Raw genomic sequence first — 20,941 nt, forward strand, 5'->3', positions numbered from 1 at the left:
GTGTGATGTGTCCCGGCAATCCGGGCAGGCATTAAAACCAGATATTTATGAAAAAACAGCTTTTTTTCCAGATATTTATTTTTGGGATCGCCTTTTTTGCAACCTTGACAACCACCGGCTTTGCGCAGGCTATTCAAAATCCAAAACATAAAATGGCCATTTTTACGCCGCTGTACCTGGATGAGGCGTTTAATGCTGCCGGAAATTACCAATTTGGATCAACTTCATTCCCCAAAAACACCTTGCCGGGCTTGGAATTTTATCATGGGGCCGCAATGGCTATCGATTCTCTGAACGCCCTCAATATTCCGCTGGATATTTATTTTTATGATTCAAAATCAGGCAGAGAGAGCCTGGATCAACAATTCAGCAAATGCGCCGCAGATGGGGTGGAACTTATTCTCGCCAATGGTTCTATTTCCGACATAACAAAAATGGCCAAATTGGCAGCCGCTAAAAAAATCACCCTGATCAATGCAACCGTCCCCAATGACGGAAACGCTACCAATAACCCCTATTTTGTTGTTGTTAATTCCACGCTGAGCACCCAGGCAGAAGGGATTTACAGCTATTTGAAAAAACACTACCCCGGAAAGCAGCTCATCTTTTTTACCCGGAAAGGCGGGAGTTCGGAAAATTATATCAGGACCGTCTTCGAGACCCTGAATAAACAGAATACAGGTTCTGTAATCCCTATCAGGTATGTGGAAGTGACCGATTCAGCAGTCGTTACGCGTACACTGGCCGGTATGGACAAAAGCCAGCCAGCACTTTTTTTAGCGGGTTCACTGGATATTAACTTCGGAGCCAATATCTTAAAGAGCGTTGCAGCCTCGGCCAAAGATTTCCCTAAGGTTACCGTCATCGGTATGCCGACCTGGGAAAGCATCAATCTGAACCAATCTGATTACAAGGGTGTCGAAGTTATTTACAGCACGCCGTTCCATATCCCGGCAGGAGAAGAGGCCAGCCGGAATATCCAGAGCGTGTACAATAAGAAAATGTTCGCAAGGCCTTCGGATCTTGTGTACAGAGGTTTTGGCCTTATCTACCGGTTTGCCCGGTTGCTGAACCTTTACGGAAAAGACCTGAACAAGAACCTGGAGAGTAAGGAATTCAAAGTTTTCAGCGATTTTGATTTTCAGCCCGTTTTTGGCGGTGGCAAGCTCAATTATTACGAAAACAAAAAGCTTTATTTTCTGACATATCTTAACGGATCTTTATCTGCCGTAAATTAGCGTTGTAATTGGATTCATTCTAAAACTATAACTCTTGCAAATTGTCGGAAGATTATTTCAGACGTTTCAGGGAAAACGTCATTGGAATTAATGCTGATTTTGTCTCACCTTACGGCAGGCAAAAAATGATCTATGCTGACTGGACTGCCAGCGGACGTGCGTATCGCCCTATCGAAGAAAGGATAACGCAGGAAATTATGCCCCTGCTCGGCAATACCCATACCGAGACCACGGCCACCGGTACAGCTATGACAAAAGCCTACCAGGAAGCAAAACAAATCATTAAAAACCACGTAAACGCGGGTCGTGATGACCTGCTGATCTTTGCCGGAAGCGGAATGACCGGGGCTATCAATAAATTGCAAAGACTCCTGGGCCTGCGGATTCCCGAGCGAATCATGGATTACGTGAAACCCGGGAGATTGCCGGAAGACCAACATCTGGCAGACAATGAACTGAAAATCCACAACCTTTTTTCCGGCTATCTCGACCTGGATCCCCTGCTTAAGCCAGTGATTTTTGTATCCCAGATGGAGCATCATTCCAACCAGACCTCCTGGCTTGAGACGATTGCAGATGTGGTCATCATTCCAAACGATACCGGTGGCAATATCAGCCTGGATGCCTTCAATACCTTACTGGGTCAATATGATCACAGGAGCAACAAAATCGCGGCTATTACCGGGTGCTCCAACGTAACCGGAATCCGGACCCCTTACCACGAAGTTGCCCGGATCATACACCAGCATAACGGCCTGTGCTTCGTAGATTTCGCCTGCTCGGCGCCTTATGTGGAAATCAACATGCATCCCCCTGTCACGGATGAAAATCTGGATGCGATATTTTTTTCGCCCCATAAATTCCTGGGCGGCCAGGGTACCCCCGGCGTGCTCATATTTGATAAAAAATTGTATAAGAATCTGATCCCCGATCAACCTGGAGGCGGGACGGTCATTTATACCAATCCCTGGAAACACCACGAGTATATCAGCGATATCGAACAAAGAGAAGATGGGGGCACACCACCTTTCCTGCAGGGTATTAAGGCAGCACTGGCGGTGAAGCTAAAGGAAGAAATGGGCAGCGAAAATCTCCTCAAACGAGAAGAAGAATTACTGGAGATCATTTTCGACAGACTACCGAAAATTCCGGGAATCGAAGTGTTGGAGGTGAATAATAAAAACCGACTTGGCGTAATTTCCTTCATCTTAAGAGGCGCTCATTTTAACCTCGTGGTAAAGCTGTTAAATGACCGGTTTGGTATTCAGACCAGAGGGGGTTGCACCTGCGCGGGGACTTACGGCCATATGCTGCTGCACGTGGATGAACTGCATTCTTACGAAATTCTGGACGAGTTACACCAGGGTCATCTGGCATGTAAACCCGGATGGGTCAGGCTGTCGGTACACCCTGTCATGACAAATAACGAAGTCACCCAGATCCTCGCTGCCATAGAACAGGTGGCTTTGAACTATAATCATTGGAAAGACGACTATGAATATGATGCCAGTTCGAATGAATACCGGCATAAACACTTTCAGGATTCCGTCCCCGAAGTGGTCAGCCAATGGTTCAGTAAAAAACTTGAATGATACGCTTAAGTGCAACCTGCAGGCATGCACAAATTAGTGACGGTTACTGTTGTTTTGTTTTCAGATCATCTACGATAGATTTTTGTGAAAGCAGTACCTTCTTTTGTTTTTCCTGTTCATCCTCATTATCCTTCAATTTTTTTTCCAGGTTTGTATGGGCTTCCTCAAGGTTCTTGAGTTTCTTTTCCTCCCTGGCAAGTACTTCTTCCTGCTTTTTTATCTGCGAAACAACGTGACTGCGTTCTACATCCGGGACCAGGCCTTCCAGAAATTTTTTGGCATTAGCGCCAATGACCGCAGGATCCCCCGCTAAAACGCTGGTCCCTTCCATCACCAGATATACCGTTGACTGCTGGGCATCTTTTTTCCCACTACTTTCAATTTTGAAAGAATAATCCAAAGGCACAGAACTGATCTCATTGATATCAGCCTGTTGAAAAACTAAAAATCCGCGACTCTTCTTTCCCGAGATTCGTTTATCCGCCATCCTGGCGTTCAGTGCATTTTCCACGATGGTCGCGGAGTAGGGAAACGTCATAACGATAGCCGGCTGCATTTCCTTTCTGAACTTGATTTTGCCCTCGCTGGCCTGCCCCCACGCGAACTGATTCAGTGCTAACATAAAAAGCGCGGATAAAAAAACTCTCCCCGAACTATCGATCAGGTCTCTCATAAATATTTAAGTATTTTATAACTAAACAGCCCGGAAATCATACAATATTTCCGGAATCCTCAACATACAGACTGCACCCAAAGATAAATAGTTGTCTGCAACAATCCGTCATTGAAAAGTTCTTGCGTCAACCGGGTGAAAGTAAATATTTCACTGAACTCCTTAATTTTGCCGGATAAACTTCTACATTGAGCGGCATTAAACAACTGGCGGGTCAAACGATATGGTATGGGGTTCCAACGATTGCCAGCAGGTTTCTGGGCTACCTCATGAATCTTTCTCTTCCTTTGATCTTTGCCCAACCCTCAAAAACTGCCGATCTGACGCAGGTTTACGCGATCATCCCCTTTCTCAATGTATTATTTACCTACGGTCTTGAAACCGCCTATTTCAGGTTCTCGCAATCAATTAACCAGCAGCGGCTCTATAATACACTTTCCATATCGCTCCTGATTTCTACCATAGTCCTAACGTTCTTCCTGTATCTGGGAAGCCCGCATATTGTACGCTGGGCCAGTCTGGAAGACCACCCGGAATTCGTTAATTATATGGTCGGGATAATATTTTTTGATTCCCTGTGTACGCTCGCATTTGCAAAACTCAGGCAGGAGAACAGGCCGCGTAAATATGCTTTCGCAAAAATGGCATCGGTCGTCGTCAATATCCTGGTGGTGCTGTTTTTCCTGGCTTTGCTCCCGCGGTATCTGCAAGCACACCCCGGCAGTCGGGCTGGCTTTTTATACAACGAAGAGATTGGCGTTGGTTACTACCTCATCGGAAATCTTGCAGGGGCCATCCTGACGTTTTTGTTACTAACCGGTGAATTTTCACAGATCCGGTTCAGGTTTGATCGGGTTTTATGGCGGAAAGTCATGCAATATTCCTACCCCCTGATCATTGTAGGTATGGGTGGAATGGTCAATGACATGCTCAGCCGACTGATTTATCAGCACGTGGTAGACCTGCCTCCGCAGGAAGCCAAGCACGAGTTAGGAATCTTTGGTAATATCTACCGGTTAGCTGTCATGATCACCATCATGATTCAGGCTTTCCGGATGGCCGCCGAACCGTTCTTCTTTAATCAGTCAAAGGGAGAAAATGCGCCCCGGACCTACGCGAGGGTTATGAAGTTTTTTGTCATCGCCTGCTGCTTTATGTTCCTGCTGATCAGCTTGTATATAGATGTATTCGCGTGGTTTTTCAAGGCCATTCACAAACCCCTGTGGGTGGAAGGTCTTCATGTGGTACCTATACTTGCCCTCGGAAATGTTTTCCTGGGCATTTATTATAACCTTAGTATCTGGTATAAACTTACAAACAAGAACATGACGGGTGCAGGGATTACCCTGTTTGGTGCGGCGATCACGATCGTGCTTAACGTATTATTAATTCCAAAATATCATTATTTGGGAGCAGCTATTGCAACCTTCAGTTGTTACCTGAGCATGATGATCATCAGCTACCTGCTGGGACAAAAACATTATCCTGTCCCCTATCCCCGGAAAAAGCTGACCGCTTACCTCGTTATTATTGTGGCCGTCTATGCAGTTCACCGCGGTTTGATATTGTTGTGGGATAACCGTTGGTTTAATCTGGGTTCTGCAACTTTGCTGCTGCTCCTGTTTGCCCTCTTTATATTCAGGGTAGAGCGGACTGAACTCTCCCGGATTCCTTTAGTGCGCAGGTTTGCACGATGATTGAGAAAGCGTCTGTCTGCAACCGACAGCGTTCAAAGAAATCTGTTGGAACAAAAAATAGCCTCAGCCATTCCCAATCCTTCCCGAGATCGGAAAACGATGGATCGATAAAACTAGTCGATAGCCTTTCATAGTGCTGCGAAAAGGGGGGGCCATCCAAATCCAAAAAATATTTCGGAAAATAAATTTTTATATGCCATAAATCATTATTATATTCAACCGTCTAAATCACAAAACCCAAAAATTGTTCGCCCATGAATAACCTATTTGCTATTGCCGCCCCATTTTTATTTCTTTCTCTGGGGGCCACTGCTCAGGAAACTATTGTAACAGGCACTATAAAAAACATTGAGACCGGGGAAGCCGTAGATGCGGCATCCATTGTTCTTTACGGGACGACTACCGGAACCTCTTCAGGATCCAACGGGAGTTTTGAACTCAAGGTCCCTGGACTTCCTGCCCGCCTTGTTGTTTCTTCCATCGGTTATGCGACCCAGGAAATAACGGTTGAAAATCCCAGACCATTGACGATTTCTCTCGTACCGCATAGTAACCTGGGGCAGGAGGTCGTAGTTTCTGCAAGCCGGTTCGCTGAACGGATCCTGGAATCGCCGGTCACGGTGGACCGGATTAACAGCCACACCATAAAAAATATGGCCGCTCCCAATTTTTACGAGGCTCTCTCCAATGTCAAGGGTGTGGACCTGACAACATCAAGCATCACGTTCCGGACACTGAGTACAAGGGGGTTCAATGGCAGCGGTAACCTACGTTTTAACCAGTTGGTAGATGGTATGGATAACCAGGCCCCTGCTTTGAATTTTCCGGTCGGCAATGTGGTTGGCATCACGGAAATGGATGTGGACAATGTTGAGTTGTTATCGGGAGCGTCTTCGGCACTTTATGGCTCCGGAGGCATGAATGGCACGCTGCTGATGACCAGCAAGAACCCCTTTAGATACCAGGGGTTGAGCGTTCAGATAAAGCAGGGGATCATGCATCTGTCTGACCCAGAGAGCAAGGCAAAACCCTTCTATGACTGGTCTTTCAGGTGGGGACAACAGGTTGGCCAGCGGTTTGCCTATAAGCTGGCCGCGTCTTATATGAAAGCGAATGACTGGATCGCCAATGATACCCGGGATCTGAACCGCAATAATGTTATCAGTTCGCTGAAGCCTGGTGGAACCCGGCAAAATGATCCTAATTATGATGGTGTCAATATATTTGGTGATGAGGCGAGTGCCAGCATGACCGGTATAGCCCAGGCAGCGATTTTCGGACCGGCAAATCCCACGCTCTCCGCAGTCCGGACCGCACTGGCGGCCCAATTGGGCAGGGCTCCCACACAGGCGGAAATTGTAGGTTATTACGCCGGAAACCCGGCGACGGGTCCTTTGTTTGCTTTTGGGAATGGTCTGACCAGGGGATACTACGGTGGTCAATTAGTGAGCCGCACCGGATACGCCGAAAAAGATCTGGTAAATTATGATGCCTATAGCCTGAAGACTACGGGAGGACTCTACTACAAGATCACGGATAACATTGAAGCCTCACTGGTCGGGTACTGGGGCAAGGGGACCAGTATATATACCGGCGCCGACCGTTATTCACTGCTGAATTTCAGAATTGGTCAGTATAAGGCGGAAATGAAAGGCAAAAACTGGTTCCTGAGGGCCTATACCACCCAGGAAAACTCCGGTGATTCCTACACGGCTACCACGGCGGCGTTGTACATTAACAGGCAGTGGCGTTCGGATGCCGACTGGTTCGGCATTTATTCCGGAACCTATGCCGGCGCTAGACTGCAGGGTGCACCGGATTCTGTGGCTCATGCTGCTGCCCGGCGGGCTGCGGATGCAGGGCGATATCTTCCCGGGACGGCGGCTTTTGACAGCGCCCTGACCCGCGCGAAAAACACGACCATCAAAGATGGCGGCGCAAAATTCGCGGACAAATCAAATCTGTACCATTATGAGGGCCAGCTTGACCTTTCAGAACAAATAAAATTTGTTGAGACACTCATCGGTGCTTCTTACAGGGTGTACGCCCTGAACTCGGGCGGAACCATTTTCGCCGATACCACCGGAAGAATAAAAATCAATGAATACGGAAGCTATCTGCAATTACAGAAGAGGTTATTTGACGAGGTGTTGAAACTGACTGGATCCGTTCGTTTTGATAAGCGGGACGGATACAAAGAGCGGTTCACACCCAGGGCCAGTGCGGTGGTCAGGGTTTCGCCCGATAACAATATCCGGTTCTCCTTTCAAACAGCTTACCGATTTCCATCCACCCAGGATCAATGGATCAACTTAAACACACCAGGCACCCGGTTGATTGGCGGCGATCCTAGTTTCATCCGTTTTTTTGGTTTCGACACCAATCCCGCATACACGTCTGAAAGTGTTGCCGCGTACCGGGCGTCCATTGCGTCCGGAACGCCAAATCCTACCGTACTGAAGCAGGCGACGTTCACCTCAGTAAAGCCGGAGCGCATGAGCTCCTTTGAATTGGGTTACCGTGGTCTGGTGACGAGACAGTTGCTGATTGACATATACGGTTACAGAAGTCAGTTTAAAGACTTTATCGCGAGGGTTGCAGTGGCAAGGGGCAGGAGTGGAAACCCGGCGCTGGCTGCGGTTGAGCTGGCCAGTCCGTTTACTTCGTCCAACTATTCTTTTGTGACCAATACGGATGTAGCAGTGACTTCCTACGGCTGGGGTATCGGAGCGGAATACCAATTTAGCAGAGGCTTTTTATTCTCAGGAAATCTTTCGAGCGATCATTTGAAAGACGTACCTGCGGGGTTTATATCGTTTTTCAATACGCCCAAATACCGGTTTAACGTAGGTCTCGGGAACGATCATATTGCACAAAATCTGGGGTTTAACCTGCTGTACCGCTGGCAGGATAAGATCGACTGGGAGGGCACTTTTGGTGCGGGGCCGGTACCTGCTTACGGCACCCTGGATGGCCAGGTTTCTTACCGGTTTTCGCATCTGAACACCAGTATCAAACTGGGAGCATCCAACCTGCTGAACAAGTACTATTCCAGCGCTTTCGGCAATCCCATGGTAGGGGGCTTGTACTATATCAGTCTGCGGTATGGGCTTTAGAAAGGTGGAAGTGTTTTAATTTCATTGTCTGTCAAACTCTACAAAGAATCCTTTGCAATAACTCAGGTCAGGATCGCTTTGAACGATATAGAGGTAAAATGACATAAACGAAAAAGCCACCCAAAAATGAGTGGCCTTGCGGACCGGACGGGACTCGAACCCGCGACCTCTGCCGTGACAGGGCAGCATTCTAACCAACTGAACTACCGATCCTTATTCTATTCTCAAAAAACTGGGCACCCTCAATGCGCACCGTCCGACCAATCGCATCCCCAGTTTGGGAGTGCAAAGATAATAGCAGAGGTCCTTAGAGCCAAATGTTTTTTTGTGCGGATTTCCAACCTCCTCCCCCTATAAACCTGAAGATGAAAATCATTTTTCTTAAGTATTCGTTTAGCAAGTTTCTGAGAAAAAGTTCTCCGGGTTTCTGTGATTCCTAGGGAACCGATCCACCAAAACGAGAGTCCTGCCCAAGAAACTTGCAGAATCTGGATCTAAACACCCCAATTGATGGTCTTGGTTAGCAAGAAAAGCGAATTCCAGAGGTCGACGTCCGGTTGAAAGCCAAGCCCCACCATCCGCAGAACGCGGTCCGTACATGTCCTCACCTTCGGCTCTTGCGCCCGTCTCGGTTCAGGTTTTAGGCCTCAATAGTAAGCTCCCCATTGTTCGGCTAAAGAAATTAGAGTTTTTTGGGAGATTTCGTCGCGCCTATTTCGAAATCGTTATTATTAAAGCTCAATTTAACTCTAAAATCCGTTTTATTTCTTCGAATTTATCGAGTGGGATTTCATAATCGGGGTTTGTTCGAAACATTTTAACGGTATCCTCTAAACGGTTTATCTTCCCCAGCAAGGATACGTCTTCACCTTTCGTCGCAAAAATTAATTTTTTCGGGTTTACTTTGTTTGAAACTATGCAATGATTTATTTGCTTTTTGCAGCGGCAATTATTTTTAGGTTGGGCAATGCCGCAATTTGCCTGCATAAATGCAAATAATTGTTCTCTCGCCCGGGATAATCGTTTCCGGAAAGCGGCCGGGCTGATACCCTGAATAGCTGCACCTTCTACGCTGCTTAAGTTGAGTATATCGCCTAAAATATAAGCGGCTCTGCTGTCTTTATCGAGACATTGTAACATTCCGTTTGTACAACCAATTTTTATCTCCTGTATCAGCAAATTTTGTTCGCCGGCGTTACCATTAAACCCCTTTGCTGCCAAAAGCCCATTTGCAAGGCTTTCAGACAAATCATCAAAACTCATTTGTCGAACTTTGTTTTGCTTCGCCAAATGAGTCAGCAAATAATTATTTGCTACCCGGTAGGCCCAGGTTGAAAATGCACTTTCCCTTTTAAAGCTGCTCAAACTGGTTATAACTCTAATTAGAATTTCCTGGCTGGCGTCTTTTGCATCTTCAATATTCCAAAGCATTTTAATAGAAAGATTATACGCCAGCTTTTCAACGAACTTTGCAACTTCGTTTAGAGCCAGTTTATCACCATTCGTAGCTCTCTCTACTATTTCGTTCATGTGACTGTCGCTCATCTTGTTTTTATTATCCATTTCACTAATTCGTTTGCGATTAAATTTGGGTGGTCTTCCTGCAGAAAATGCTTTCCGCGCCCGACGTTTATCAAAGTCAGGTTTTTAAAGTTACGACGGGCATATTCAACTGCCGGCGTTCTTGTTATCATCCCCGGCGAAGCATAAAAAAGTAAAAATGGCATCGTCTCGTTCAATACTTTTAGACCAACGGCTACTTTATTCAGTTCATCAGCAAAATCACCCTGTGCTTTACTAATTCCTTTCTTAGGAAATGTTGCAGGCCCGGGGCCGTAAAGCATAATCCTTCTTCTTTCGATGTCGTTTTCAAAAGGAGACAAATACCATTCTAATTCAACGGAAGATATTTTTCTAACTACCGCTTTTTTCATCATCATTGAAGGTATTTTATTTTTAGTTACCAGCATCCTTTCGGCCATTTTAGGATTACGCATCATGCTGAACATCATCTTTTGCATAAACGTCAATTGCTTATACCATTTTTCTGATGGCATAAAGGCCGCTTCAATAAAAACAATTCTTTTTATATTCTGCGGATTCTCCACGGCATATTTCAAACCCAGTAAAGAACCAAGATCATTTACAACGAGCGTAATGTTTTTAAGTTGAAGACTTTCAATAAACCCTTTCACATAGTTGTACTGAGATTGTATGCCATACTCTTTATTGACGGGAATACCCGATTTACCATATCCTGCCAGATCAAACGCAATTGCCCTGCCTTGTGTAGCCGCAATTGGAACAATGTTTCTCCATAAATAGGAGCTGGTCGGTATGCCATGCAGGAACAATATAGGTTCACCCTGACCTTGTTCGTAATAGGAAATTGATGCCCCGTGAACCCGTTGCGTTTTCTCAATAAAAGGAAATGCTTCCGGCACGTTTACTTCGGGCTTTTGAGCAAAACTACCGATGCCGGCGAAAATGGATAATGTCATTGCGATTTTGATTTTTAAGTAATTCATGCTTTTTGTAGCTTATAGTGATTAGACTATTTATTTGCATGGGGTGTGACTTAAAAATCAATATAAATTGTGATGCTCATTCTATTTGCGAGGGGTCACCTGGTTTTTAGGAATAAAAGCCAGGTTTAAAAGTCTAGAACATTTAAGGTCACGGGTCCCAACAAACCCGACTCTCTCAGCGGGTCGTTCTTTTTATAAGGGTTAAATGTTGTGAACGTTACCCTTTTCTTACTCGGTCGTGGTTCACCTTTCTGTATCCATTCCGGCCATTTACCGTCTTTCACACCGTCGTCAGGGTAGCGCTGATCCCCGATAAGCCTGTTGATCCACAAATTAGCGACAGAAATTTCCAGTTTATTATTTTTCTCTTTAATTGCGTCAGTGATATCAACCCTCCAGGGCGCTGTCCAAAGCACGCCCAAATCTTTTCCGTTTAACCTGATCCTCGCCAGATTCTTCACCTCTCCTAAATCCAGAAATAACCTGGAATTCTTTCCTTTTCCGATCCCAGGAGCGTCAAATATTTTTGTGTAATTAGCTATTCCAGAATAATATTTGATCCCGTCTTTGTCATGCTTCGTCCAGTCCATCAAATGATCAAAACTGGTAGTCGCCGACCCACCCAGTTTCGGATCAAAACTAACATTCCAGCTACCAGACAAGGTATCTACTACTCGGCCGCCGAATAAAGCAGTTTTCAGTTCATCTGCAGACTTTCCTTGTACCCCACTTCTTGTACCGACTTTGTCTGGACTAAAAATCACAAAATAACTTTGGTAGGAATCAAAAGGCAAGGTGATGGTTATCCGATTCTTTTGTGCCGTGTAATTATTTATTCTCGTGGTGGTGCCTGTAAGTGGATTCCATAATTCTATATTCTTTAATCTGGTCCTGAACGAACATTCAGCATTGATCTGTTGCGAACTGGTATTTGAAACAAAATAAATCTCGCCGAAAGAACCTGAACGATGGGTGTACCGCAAATCCTTATCAGATGAAAAGTCTTCCCTAATACCTTTTGACTTTATCAAGGATGCAATGACGTCATAGTGCGGGTAAAGATTATCCATTTCTAAACGGAGGTCTTCTCCCCAAATCATTCTTCCTTTTCCGAGGGTCCGAGTAGTAATTTTTTTTGAGCCCATCAAATTCCCCCAGGAACTCTTAACCAGAGACGCTATCTGTGCGTCGGAAGCGGGGTAATCCGAAAGACCCTGCGCCCTTTGTGGCGGCGGACCCACCACTGTGGCTCCTGCCCTGACGAGTGAAATGATTTTATTCAGTAATTGCGGCGTCATCGCTAAATAATCAGGCAAGACTAATAACTGGTAAGAAGCTCCACCGGGGAATATAATTTTCCCGTTCTGTACGCTCGCTTTATACATCAGACTGGGCGGAGCCGCATCAAAATTATATCCGCGGCGGTCGCGGATTGCTGCGTCACCTTTGGTTGCTGAAAAAGGCGCTACAAAAACATAAGGGAATTCCTCCGGAGTAAGATACAGGATGTCCGCAACTGTATTTCCCTGTTGTAATAAGTAGGAACAGCGTGAAATATACCTATGGTACCCATCTGCCATCGGCCACCAGGTCTGGTTTCGGTTCCATTGCACGCCATATGGCCCCATTGTCATCCCCGGCAATAAAGAATCATTCAGAACCTGGCTTTGGTAGGTATGATAAAAAAACTTATTGATACCTGCGGCAAAGGCCCAGTCTCCCTGGTTCTTCATGGAACCAGGGTATTGTTTCCAAGCCTCATCATTCTGAGCGGTAAAAGATTCTGCTGCAACAACAGGTTTTCCCATCAGGTGCCCCAAGGAAGAAGCTTCCATTACACTGAACTGGGTATTGAAACCCATTCCCTTACTCCAGAACTCACACATCGGTATATCCGCAACGGCGCCCAGTTCGAGGTCTGCGGTGGGATTCATATCATAGGGCTCGATAGACACTTTCATATTTCTTTTAGATGCATATCTTTTTACGTGTTCAGCGTGATTTTCAATAATTAATTCTTGTGAGGTTTTACGTAGATCCCAAAGGAACCGGTCGCTTATTTCCAGGCTATTCACTACGCTGCCCGTCAACACGGGGTAGTATGATTTAGGGTCGTACCCTCGCCGCCTCTTAAACTCTTCGCGGAATTTGCCCGTCCAGTTTTGTGCGCCCATCTCCCAGCTATCCAGATGAAGATTTTTTAATCCTCCCCTGCTTTTGCCGGAGGGCAGGCCAATTTTATTCAGAATCTTGCCTACATAATGTTCGAGGTGATTATTTAATGCAGTGGTATCAAACTTATCACTCTCAAACCCTAAGCCCGGCACAGGAGCCGGGCGGGTACCAGCGCCGTTATTACGGGCTACAAATCGCATTACCGTCCAGGTTCCGGAAGGCGGTCTCCAATTAAGCAGACCGTCCTTTCCCAACTTGTCGGTAATATCTATGACAGATGATCGCTTGATGATCGCCGCTTCATCGATTTTTTCAGATTTGTTCACTGGCGCATAGAATGGTTTTACATTAGCTGCGGAACTATAAGGCGATCTATAGTAGAGCGCTTTGTTATCGATATCATCAATTTTATAATCGCTGTGGGGCGACGGGAAAGCCAGTACCGCCACGTCCCTGTACCATTCATTTCTTTTCTTAATGAGTTCGGGCGTCAGCGCAGAGTTGCCGAAAAAAGGTTTCATAGCCGCGGGCACCGGCAATTTCGTTCTTTCAGGACCATTGGCCGACACCTGAATTGTATTTCCCACGAGTGTCTGCATTGATTCGGCAGCGGGAACCCAGGGGCCACCGCTACCTGTCCAGCCGGGACCTATCCCCAATGTAATGTCAATCCCTTCCTTTTCTGCGTTCCGAGCAATCACTTTGAAAAGATTCATCCACTCGTCACTTAAAAAATCCACTTTCCCCCGGGGTACTCCCACATTCACTTCCAAAAAGATCACGTGCCCGATCCCGGCCTTCCGCATGGCCTTTAAATCCTCTATTACGCCGTTCTCGGTAAGATTTCCATCCATAAAATACCAATACACACCCGGCCGTACGGAATCCGGCGGATTTATGAAGCCGGATCGTATCGTTTGAAAAGAGGGGGCTTTTTGCGAATCAGCATTTACACAAAACAACAGTAAAATCACAAGAACAGCCGTGTTACAAATCGCTTTTCGTATCATACAATCATTTTTTATTAAGGACCCGTTACCTGAGTATTCTTACTTCTTTTGGGGCACTTATCTTGCTAATAATCTTTCCGTTTTTATTTTCATGTCTCACTGATATAATGCCGTACGGAGTGGGAAAGGTGCCTTCGGCCCATTTAAGATGACCCAAGTGTGGCTTTATCCGAACTACTTTAGCGCCGGGTTCAACTACAGTAATTCCTAAAACGTGTTGTGTGAGCCAGGTGGTGGGTCCGCTGGCCCAACCATGGCAGAAGCTATGCCTGAGTCCCTTATAACAATAATCACCGCAATCGCCATGAATATCTCTCACGCCCGCTTTTACAGGCTCATCAATCCGGGAAGCTGGCAACCAGTCCAGGTTGAAATCTTCCCAAAATGTGGTGGCGCCCAAGTCCAGCATAGCGCCCCAATATGCTTTGATTATATCCAGAGCCTCGTCGTACTTCCCGGCCTTTGCAAGTGCCTGTAGCATGTAGTATCCATAAAAGGTCGAAAAATTCTTCGCTCCACCCTCAGCAATAATTTGCGCCGCTTTATTTTGGTCTAGTATCCCGGAGAGTGACATTATGGCCGCAGCTTGTTTGTTCCCTTTTGCGTCCGGTATATATTTTTTTAACCGGGAAATGGCTGTGCGGCATTTTTCAGCGCTTGCCGGCTCATTCAGAATAGTACATAATTCAGCTCCGGCAGTAAGAGCCAACACTGTCATGCCTTGAAGTCCTGCGTGAATCACATCCGGCTTCTCACTCGTTGGCCAATCAATAAACCTGTTGCCATCCATCATTTCTTTCCCTTCTTTATCGATCTTGGAAATGATAAAATCTATCAAATCCAAAAGATAGCCTTTCTGCTGTTGCAAGTATTTTTTGTCGCCCTGGTAATAATACCAATCGCGGTGTGTAATGATCCACCACATACTATACGTAGAGATCCCGTTCATCCACCCCGGCAAAGGAGTCTGATCTTTAGCTATATCCAGGCTTCGGGGCACGACCTCATTATAACCGAAAACGGTGTTGATAGTCATGACCTCCGGGTTCATATCTCCCACCCACACCAGCCGATCCCTTTTGATCCCGTCCCATAAATATTGCTGCATATTCAGATGCACCGTGTACGCCCCGGTAAGCCATATGTCATCGAGCCTTTTATCGCTGCATTTAAAGGAACCTTTATAAGGCAGATCCCGATAAATGAATATTGCATTTGTTTCCTTTAACAAAACTTCGCTATTGAAATCTTCGAGTTCGATTCGTGCGAAACGATAACCGCTGTTTCCTGATTCTTGTACGCCGAGCCACGGAACTGAAAGAACAAAATCCCTCATGGCATGGTCATTTGTAGCGCCTTTACCTTTTTGTCCACTATTCATCACTTCACTTACACTTTCACCCAAAATAATATGTAGCCTCACCGGAGCCTGCAATTTCATCATACCTGTTACCAGCTGAATACCTCCATGAATCTCCTTCCCAAAATCGAGAACAAAAGACGGTTTTACTTTCGCATCACTGGTTAACCTGCACAAATTTCTTTGTGGCAATTCAGCTTGCCCAGTTCCGGTTCGCAATAGATTTTCGACACCATCAATATACTTCTTTTCACTGTGACTTTGCCAAACGATCCTAACTGGTGCCAGATACTTAGTAACACGATCGTTGTTATCAAAATATTTAGTATGCTGATCAAATACCGGTGGCAGATGCTGAGCAGATAGGACACTTACAAACAAAACAGCAAGAACGAATAAACATTTTTTCATATCGAAGTACAATTTTATGGCTTGATAGCTCGTCTATAAAGTTACAATTTATCAACTCCTTCCGAAATAACCGTCATGCACTTACCTGCTTCTATTTATAAAACAATTTTATGGGAAACTAACCAGCAAGACTTATAGTTAAGAAAACAAAAAAGTGAATAGTTTACACCTTTCTTTTGCTATCCTTTTTTACAAAGAATATTAGCGAAACGATATATCGAAACCTCCAGAAGGAAATGAATGTACAAGACCATTATCTGAGCTGCCCACGATTTTAAAATCTCGGGTATTCAGTAATTTATTATTAACGAAGATCCTTTTATGTTCTGGTAACACAACCAACCCCGTGCTGTTATGAGGTATTTTTATTTTCCAGGATAAACCTTTTGAAGTTCTGTTCCAGCTACTGCTTATTGTACCATAATTGGATTCAATACTGGCGCTACATCGTGACAAATAGCGTGCGAACTGAGGTTCAAAACGGATCACTTTAAATCCATAGCCTTGGCTATCAGGCCGGATACCCGCGATATCTTCGTAAAAACAAATATCGTAACCTGCCTGCATAGCATGATTCAGCGATCCATGAGCGGCGATTTCTTTTGAAGTTCTGTTTACCGGCAAAGTCTCCCAAAGCGAAGTGGCGTCCGCATATTTCCACATGTATTCAAAACTGTGCTCTCCTTTTTTGGTAAAAAGTTCCCACGCGGCATCTGAATGGCCGTAGCGGGCAAGCATGCTACCAATACAGCCAATTCCGAAAATCCCCGTATTTAAAAAACCATGGCTTTTTGTTTTCATATTCCTGACAACCGCATTTGCGACTGCTTCCCGGTCTCTCTGAGGAACAATTTCAAAGTCAAGCGCCATTACATCGGCAGTTTGGCTGCCGAAACTTCTTATTTTCGGATCGTAAAAAACAGAAATTATTTCGTTTGCTATCGCCTGCTTCAAGGCGCGGTATCTTTCGGCATCATTGCTCCTGCCAAGCAGGATGGCAGCCTGTTCCATGATGCTGACATCCAAAAAATGGAATGCAGTAGAAGTGAATTCAACCGGCGTGGAATTTACATTTTCATACTTTGGCGGGCACCAATCTCCCAGGCCCTGGTAAATGATATAGCGTGTATTCTTACCATACTTGTTGGTCCGGGATGTGTCGGTAGCAAGTGTGGAAACATAATCAGTCCATTGTTTCATTTCTCCGTAGTGGTCTGAAAGTAAGGAAAGGTCGCCGGAATACACGTATTGCCACCAGGGCAACTGAACCACTGTGGTCCCCCAATCGGGTGAAGCCACGCCGCATAAGCGTTTCCCTGGAGCGATCATATAAGGGATTCCCGCTGCTTTATCTGTGAAATAGAAAGTGTTGTTAAACCGCTCGTGGAACAAAGTGTTTTTCTCCTCCAAACGGGCGCCTGATCGGATATCATCCAAGTATTTGGCCCAGAAATTATCCATCTGGAAATTCATATTCGCCATTTTGGTATAGGCATGTACATCCCCAAGCCATCCACATTTCTCTCTGTCCGGACAATCCGTTGGGATCCCATGCATATTACTCAACACCGAATTTACGGCCAGTTCATGGAGCCTGTTGATCTGGGGGTCACTGCAACTGAATGTCCCGGTTCGTTCAAGATCAGTATACACCGTTACCAGCTTTAAAGCAGATAAATCCGGAGTGCCTACAAAACCGGAAAGTTCAGCAAAACGAAAACCATGGTAGGTGAATTTAGGCTTCCAGCTCTCCGTTTTACCTTCGCCTTTACAGATATAGGAATCTTTAAAAACTGCACCATGGTGGATCCAACCCAGACTATTGAAATCCAATTCCCCATCTGTCTTTTTTTCCTCGGAAATCCTTATATCAAGTTTGGTTCCCGAGGGTTGTCTCAGCTCAAGCATCGGTATTCCCGCGGTGTTAATGCCAAAATCAAAGATCCATTTATTATCTGCTGTTCTCCAGTGTTTCACAGCGTGAATCATCTTGTGGGTTCTTACCGGGGGTATCAATTGTGGTAACAGGCGCGGCGGTATACCCTGAGAAGCTAATATGGCAGGCTTCCAATCCACAGATTTTAATCCGGGATTGCACCAGTCTTTAATTTCCCTTCGCGCATCGTATTCTTCACCCAAGTATAAATTGGATTTCAATACCGGCCCATATTTCCAGGTCCAGGTTTCATCGCTACCTTCTACTCTTTGTGTACCATCAGCATAATCAACGATCAGTTGCAACCTGAACATAGGATCCCCATAACGAAAAGCTGCCTTCAGCCACGCCCCGGTCTGGCTATACCAGCCATTTCCCAACATGACGCCAAAACAATTACTGACCGGTTGCAAATATGACGTTACATTAAAACTTGTGTACAGGGCATAGTCGTTATAATTGGTCTGAGCAGGATCCAGGAACCGGGTCGAATCTACTCTTTTCCCATTGATATAAAGCTCACTGGCTCCCAGCCCACATAAATAAATCATTGCCCGTCTGATACGGGTATTTTTTTTGTTCAGGTTCAGTATCTTTCTAAAATAGGGTAACGGATTCTTCTGAACATCGGGATAAGTGATCCATTTTGCATTCCAGGATCGGGGGTTTAAAAGGCCGATTGAAAAAACTGCAGGTTTACTCCACCTCGAAACTTTACCTGTCTGGTCCGAGATCCTGACCCGCCAGTAATATTCCTTTCCATCCTTCCATACGGAAATTTTTGGGTCAATATTAAACTGTTCTGCAGATACCTGCTTACCAGATTTCCAGACATCGGCTTTACCTGTCACCAGCTTCTCCATTTCCGATGCTATCTCAATTTCCCAAGCCGTCTGGATAACCCCTTCTCCGGGACCGGTAAGTTTCCAGCTTAATCGGGGTGCGTGCACTCCGTCGGGATCAGTGATATTGTTGCAGCGCAGATCAGTCACACGCAGCCCCGTATTTGAGGCTAAAGCGGTACTCCAGGATAAAAAAGTTATCCAGATCATCGTGAACAGTCTTAAATTTTTCATACCCTCTTTATAACGTAATCCTTATTCAGGGACTTGCCTGATCATTCATATGAACAATTTGCAAATACTTTATCTACTCCAAATAAACCTGTAATTAAATCTCCGGTTCGGAGCGCTGTCGCCATCGGTGCACAGTGAAATAGGATCAACCAGATCCTTCGGGTTGTCTGCCCAGTGAAAATCAAAGCTGATTTTATCTCCATTCATCCCAAGAATGGTCCTGGGGACGGAGAGCTCCAGCGCATTACCGTTATAAGAAAGATCAGTAGTAGCAATCTTTTCCCACTGCCGGGATACGGCGTTATACTTCTGTATTGTTGTAGTATTCCCGTCTGTTATTTCTTTATTAATGATGAAATCATAACCGAACCAACCCGTACTGCTATTCTGATCGGCGTCAATAAGCAACAGCATCCAGTTATTCCCGGTATGCGGCGTCAGATTTGACGCGGTCTCTGCAAAGAAATAAATGTTCTGTTGATCCACACCGACTTTACTAGTGATAATATCGTTTCTGCCGGAATTATTCACGTACTTCAGTCCTCCGTATCCCTTTGCATTGCGATGAACAACGTCTCCTTTTGTATCCAGGTACTCAACAGTGATTTGCTTCCAATCCGCGAAGGAACCATCAATCTTCATCCCACGGTTTAGCCCTTTTGATTCTGGTATCGGCCTTATGCCTTTGTATTTTCTGATATTCTGAGCCATCTGCATATAATAATTATCGGTATAGCCTCCCTTCATAGGATGGATACCTCTGTTAAACTCAGAATTATATTGATCCACAAAATAAAACGGATTATCCCTGCCCAGCCATTTGGACTTGTAACCGGCAAACCCGAATTCATACTTTCCTGCTGTCCACTCATTCCAGTCGTTGATATAGAGAAACTGGGGATTTGCCTGCAAAGCCTCGTCCCATCGCTCCTGGAAATAAATTCCATATCCTTCAGGATTATTGACCGTCTTTTTTAGCCATGGCACATACGTGGGTGCCGGCAAGTCATACTGATCCAGTTTCGGCTGGCCGCCCTTGCGCGACCATGATTTTCCCACACCCATGGGATCACTGGTCATGGTAACAGGGTGTTGTGCAGTTGTGACAGCTGCTTCCTCTCTGATCCCTTTATGGGTGGACAATAATTGTTCCAGGTTTAAAGCTTTCACTTTCGGATCTGCCATACTATAACCAAAGCTCCAATTATCCTCTGTTCCCACAAACCGCTTTCCGGCCCATTCATAATATCCCCACCACATGGTACGAAGGGTGAAGAAATCCTTGACTTCCCGGGTATAATTCTTATAAAACTTATCAGTAATATCAGGGTTGTGATGCTGAGGATGAGTAGGATCCGCGGCAGCAACAGAATCATAATGAGGATTGGGATTCTGCACTCCCCTTCCGTTCGCATCCACCGTGGGATTGCCATTATATAACAAAAGTGGCTTCCCGTCCCAATAGAACCACAGGTCTTTATATTTATTTTGCTTATACACCCGGTCATATAAGTCCTGTACCACTGTGATTACCGGACCATTAAAGGCCCAAAAAATAAACTGAGGCACTTTGTTTCCTTCGGCTTTCATTTTCTGCATCGTGGTAAATAATACTTCCCACTCATCCCAGTACCTTACGGCGTTGGTCACATCCATCACCAGTACATCCACTCCAGCATCCGCCAACATGGAAATATCCTTCCTGATCACCCATTCATCCTGGCTGAGGAAATACCCCATCTCCGGCTCACCCCAATGATATTCTCCTTCTGTCCAGAGCGGGTTTTTGGAGTCTAATCTGGCGGAAGGATCTTTCTGCAGAATTTTGGTCACATCGGCTTCATAAGGGCTTTTCTTGTTGAACTTATCCTGGGTATGCCACGTAATATAAAAAATACCCACCACCCTTCTCTGATCATTTTTAACGGGGCCGGCCAATTCAAAAGTTGGCATCGTGCGGCCGAGCCCATCGGTAGCAACCCAGGTATCGCTGTACAAATCCCTGATCCCCGTTTCCGTTTTAGGGGCGGACGCTTTTTTCTGGTTGTAGCAGGAAAAGAATGCCAATGAAATAATCGTCAGAAAGAAAAGTTGATTTTTCATATCAATTCGTTTTATCATATTTAGAA

At 45.4% G+C, this 20,941-nt stretch carries 11 protein-coding genes and 1 tRNA gene; 4 read left to right on the top strand and 8 right to left on the bottom strand.

Annotation, left to right across the window (positions count from 1 at the left end; translation table 11 throughout):
- Positions 1 to 47 precede the first annotated feature (47 nt).
- Together AC3WS5_RS10115 and AC3WS5_RS10120 are read left to right on the top strand one after the other, a co-directional pair.
- Complete coding sequence (locus AC3WS5_RS10115) at positions 48 to 1,238, top strand: ABC transporter substrate-binding protein (RefSeq protein WP_492467234.1); 1,191 nt, start codon at positions 48 to 50, stop codon at positions 1,236 to 1,238.
- 41 nt (positions 1,239 to 1,279) lie between these two features.
- Positions 1,280 to 2,830 (top strand): aminotransferase class V-fold PLP-dependent enzyme, encoded by a 1,551-nt coding sequence (locus tag AC3WS5_RS10120; protein WP_492467236.1) that lies wholly within the window; start codon positions 1,280 to 1,282, stop codon positions 2,828 to 2,830.
- A 43-nt stretch (positions 2,831 to 2,873) separates the two neighbouring features.
- Here AC3WS5_RS10120 and AC3WS5_RS10125 read toward each other — a convergent pair whose 3' ends face one another.
- Positions 2,874 to 3,503, bottom strand: a complete 630-nt coding sequence (locus AC3WS5_RS10125) for a hypothetical protein (RefSeq protein ID WP_492467238.1) — start codon at positions 3,501 to 3,503, stop codon at positions 2,874 to 2,876.
- Positions 3,504 to 3,691: 188 nt separating this feature from the next.
- Here AC3WS5_RS10125 and AC3WS5_RS10130 point away from each other — a divergent pair, with 188 nt between their 5' ends.
- Positions 3,692 to 5,200 (top strand): lipopolysaccharide biosynthesis protein, encoded by a 1,509-nt coding sequence (locus AC3WS5_RS10130; RefSeq protein WP_492467240.1) that lies wholly within the window; start codon positions 3,692 to 3,694, stop codon positions 5,198 to 5,200.
- A gap of 254 nt (positions 5,201 to 5,454) precedes the next feature.
- A complete protein-coding gene (locus AC3WS5_RS10135) occupies positions 5,455 to 8,316 on the top strand; it encodes a TonB-dependent receptor domain-containing protein (RefSeq protein WP_492467242.1) in 2,862 nt (953 codons plus the stop codon).
- Between the two features lie 139 nt (positions 8,317 to 8,455).
- Here the strand turns inward: AC3WS5_RS10135 and AC3WS5_RS10140 are convergent.
- The 7 genes from AC3WS5_RS10140 to AC3WS5_RS10170 form a co-directional block, all read right to left on the bottom strand.
- Positions 8,456 to 8,529: transfer RNA gene (locus AC3WS5_RS10140), tRNA-Asp, on the bottom strand.
- A gap of 525 nt (positions 8,530 to 9,054) precedes the next feature.
- Entirely contained in the window at positions 9,055 to 9,879 is an 825-nt protein-coding gene (locus AC3WS5_RS10145; protein WP_492467245.1) for an RNA polymerase sigma factor, read from the bottom strand.
- Positions 9,858 to 10,817, bottom strand: a complete 960-nt coding sequence (locus tag AC3WS5_RS10150) for an alpha/beta fold hydrolase (RefSeq protein ID WP_492467247.1) — start codon at positions 10,815 to 10,817, stop codon at positions 9,858 to 9,860. Before AC3WS5_RS10150 ends, AC3WS5_RS10145 begins: the two co-directional genes overlap by 22 nt.
- Positions 10,818 to 10,969: 152 nt before the next feature.
- Positions 10,970 to 14,029, bottom strand: a complete 3,060-nt coding sequence (locus AC3WS5_RS10155) for a glycosyl hydrolase (RefSeq protein WP_492467249.1) — start codon at positions 14,027 to 14,029, stop codon at positions 10,970 to 10,972.
- A gap of 25 nt (positions 14,030 to 14,054) precedes the next feature.
- Entirely contained in the window at positions 14,055 to 15,800 is a 1,746-nt protein-coding gene (locus AC3WS5_RS10160) for an alpha-L-rhamnosidase-related protein (RefSeq protein WP_492467251.1), read from the bottom strand.
- A 201-nt stretch (positions 15,801 to 16,001) separates the two neighbouring features.
- The gene (locus AC3WS5_RS10165) at positions 16,002 to 18,812 is read right to left on the bottom strand and encodes a family 78 glycoside hydrolase catalytic domain (protein ID WP_492467253.1); all 2,811 of its coding nucleotides are present in this window, start codon (positions 18,810 to 18,812) and stop codon (positions 16,002 to 16,004) included.
- 69 nt (positions 18,813 to 18,881) lie between these two features.
- A complete protein-coding gene (locus AC3WS5_RS10170; protein WP_492467255.1) occupies positions 18,882 to 20,915 on the bottom strand; it encodes a glycoside hydrolase family 71/99 protein in 2,034 nt (677 codons plus the stop codon).
- Between the last annotated feature and the right edge of the window lie 26 nt (positions 20,916 to 20,941).

This window comes from Niabella sp. CPT15-335-S11, assembly GCF_058792415.1.

Bases quoted from the DNA above. Each gene is read 5' to 3' on its own strand.
- AC3WS5_RS10165 (WP_492467253.1), bottom strand. From the start codon at position 18,812: ATGAAAAATTTAAGACTGTTCACGATGATCTGGATAACTTTTTTATCC.
- AC3WS5_RS10145 (WP_492467245.1), bottom strand. From the start codon at position 9,879: ATGGATAATAAAAACAAGATGAGCGACAGTCACATGAACGAAATAGTA.
- AC3WS5_RS10115 (WP_492467234.1), top strand. From the start codon at position 48: ATGAAAAAACAGCTTTTTTTCCAGATATTTATTTTTGGGATCGCCTTT.
- AC3WS5_RS10155 (WP_492467249.1), bottom strand. From the start codon at position 14,029: ATGATACGAAAAGCGATTTGTAACACGGCTGTTCTTGTGATTTTACTG.
- AC3WS5_RS10125 (WP_492467238.1), bottom strand. From the start codon at position 3,503: ATGAGAGACCTGATCGATAGTTCGGGGAGAGTTTTTTTATCCGCGCTT.
- AC3WS5_RS10160 (WP_492467251.1), bottom strand. From the start codon at position 15,800: ATGAAAAAATGTTTATTCGTTCTTGCTGTTTTGTTTGTAAGTGTCCTA.
- AC3WS5_RS10135 (WP_492467242.1), top strand. From the start codon at position 5,455: ATGAATAACCTATTTGCTATTGCCGCCCCATTTTTATTTCTTTCTCTG.
- AC3WS5_RS10170 (WP_492467255.1), bottom strand. From the start codon at position 20,915: ATGAAAAATCAACTTTTCTTTCTGACGATTATTTCATTGGCATTCTTT.
- AC3WS5_RS10150 (WP_492467247.1), bottom strand. From the start codon at position 10,817: ATGACATTATCCATTTTCGCCGGCATCGGTAGTTTTGCTCAAAAGCCC.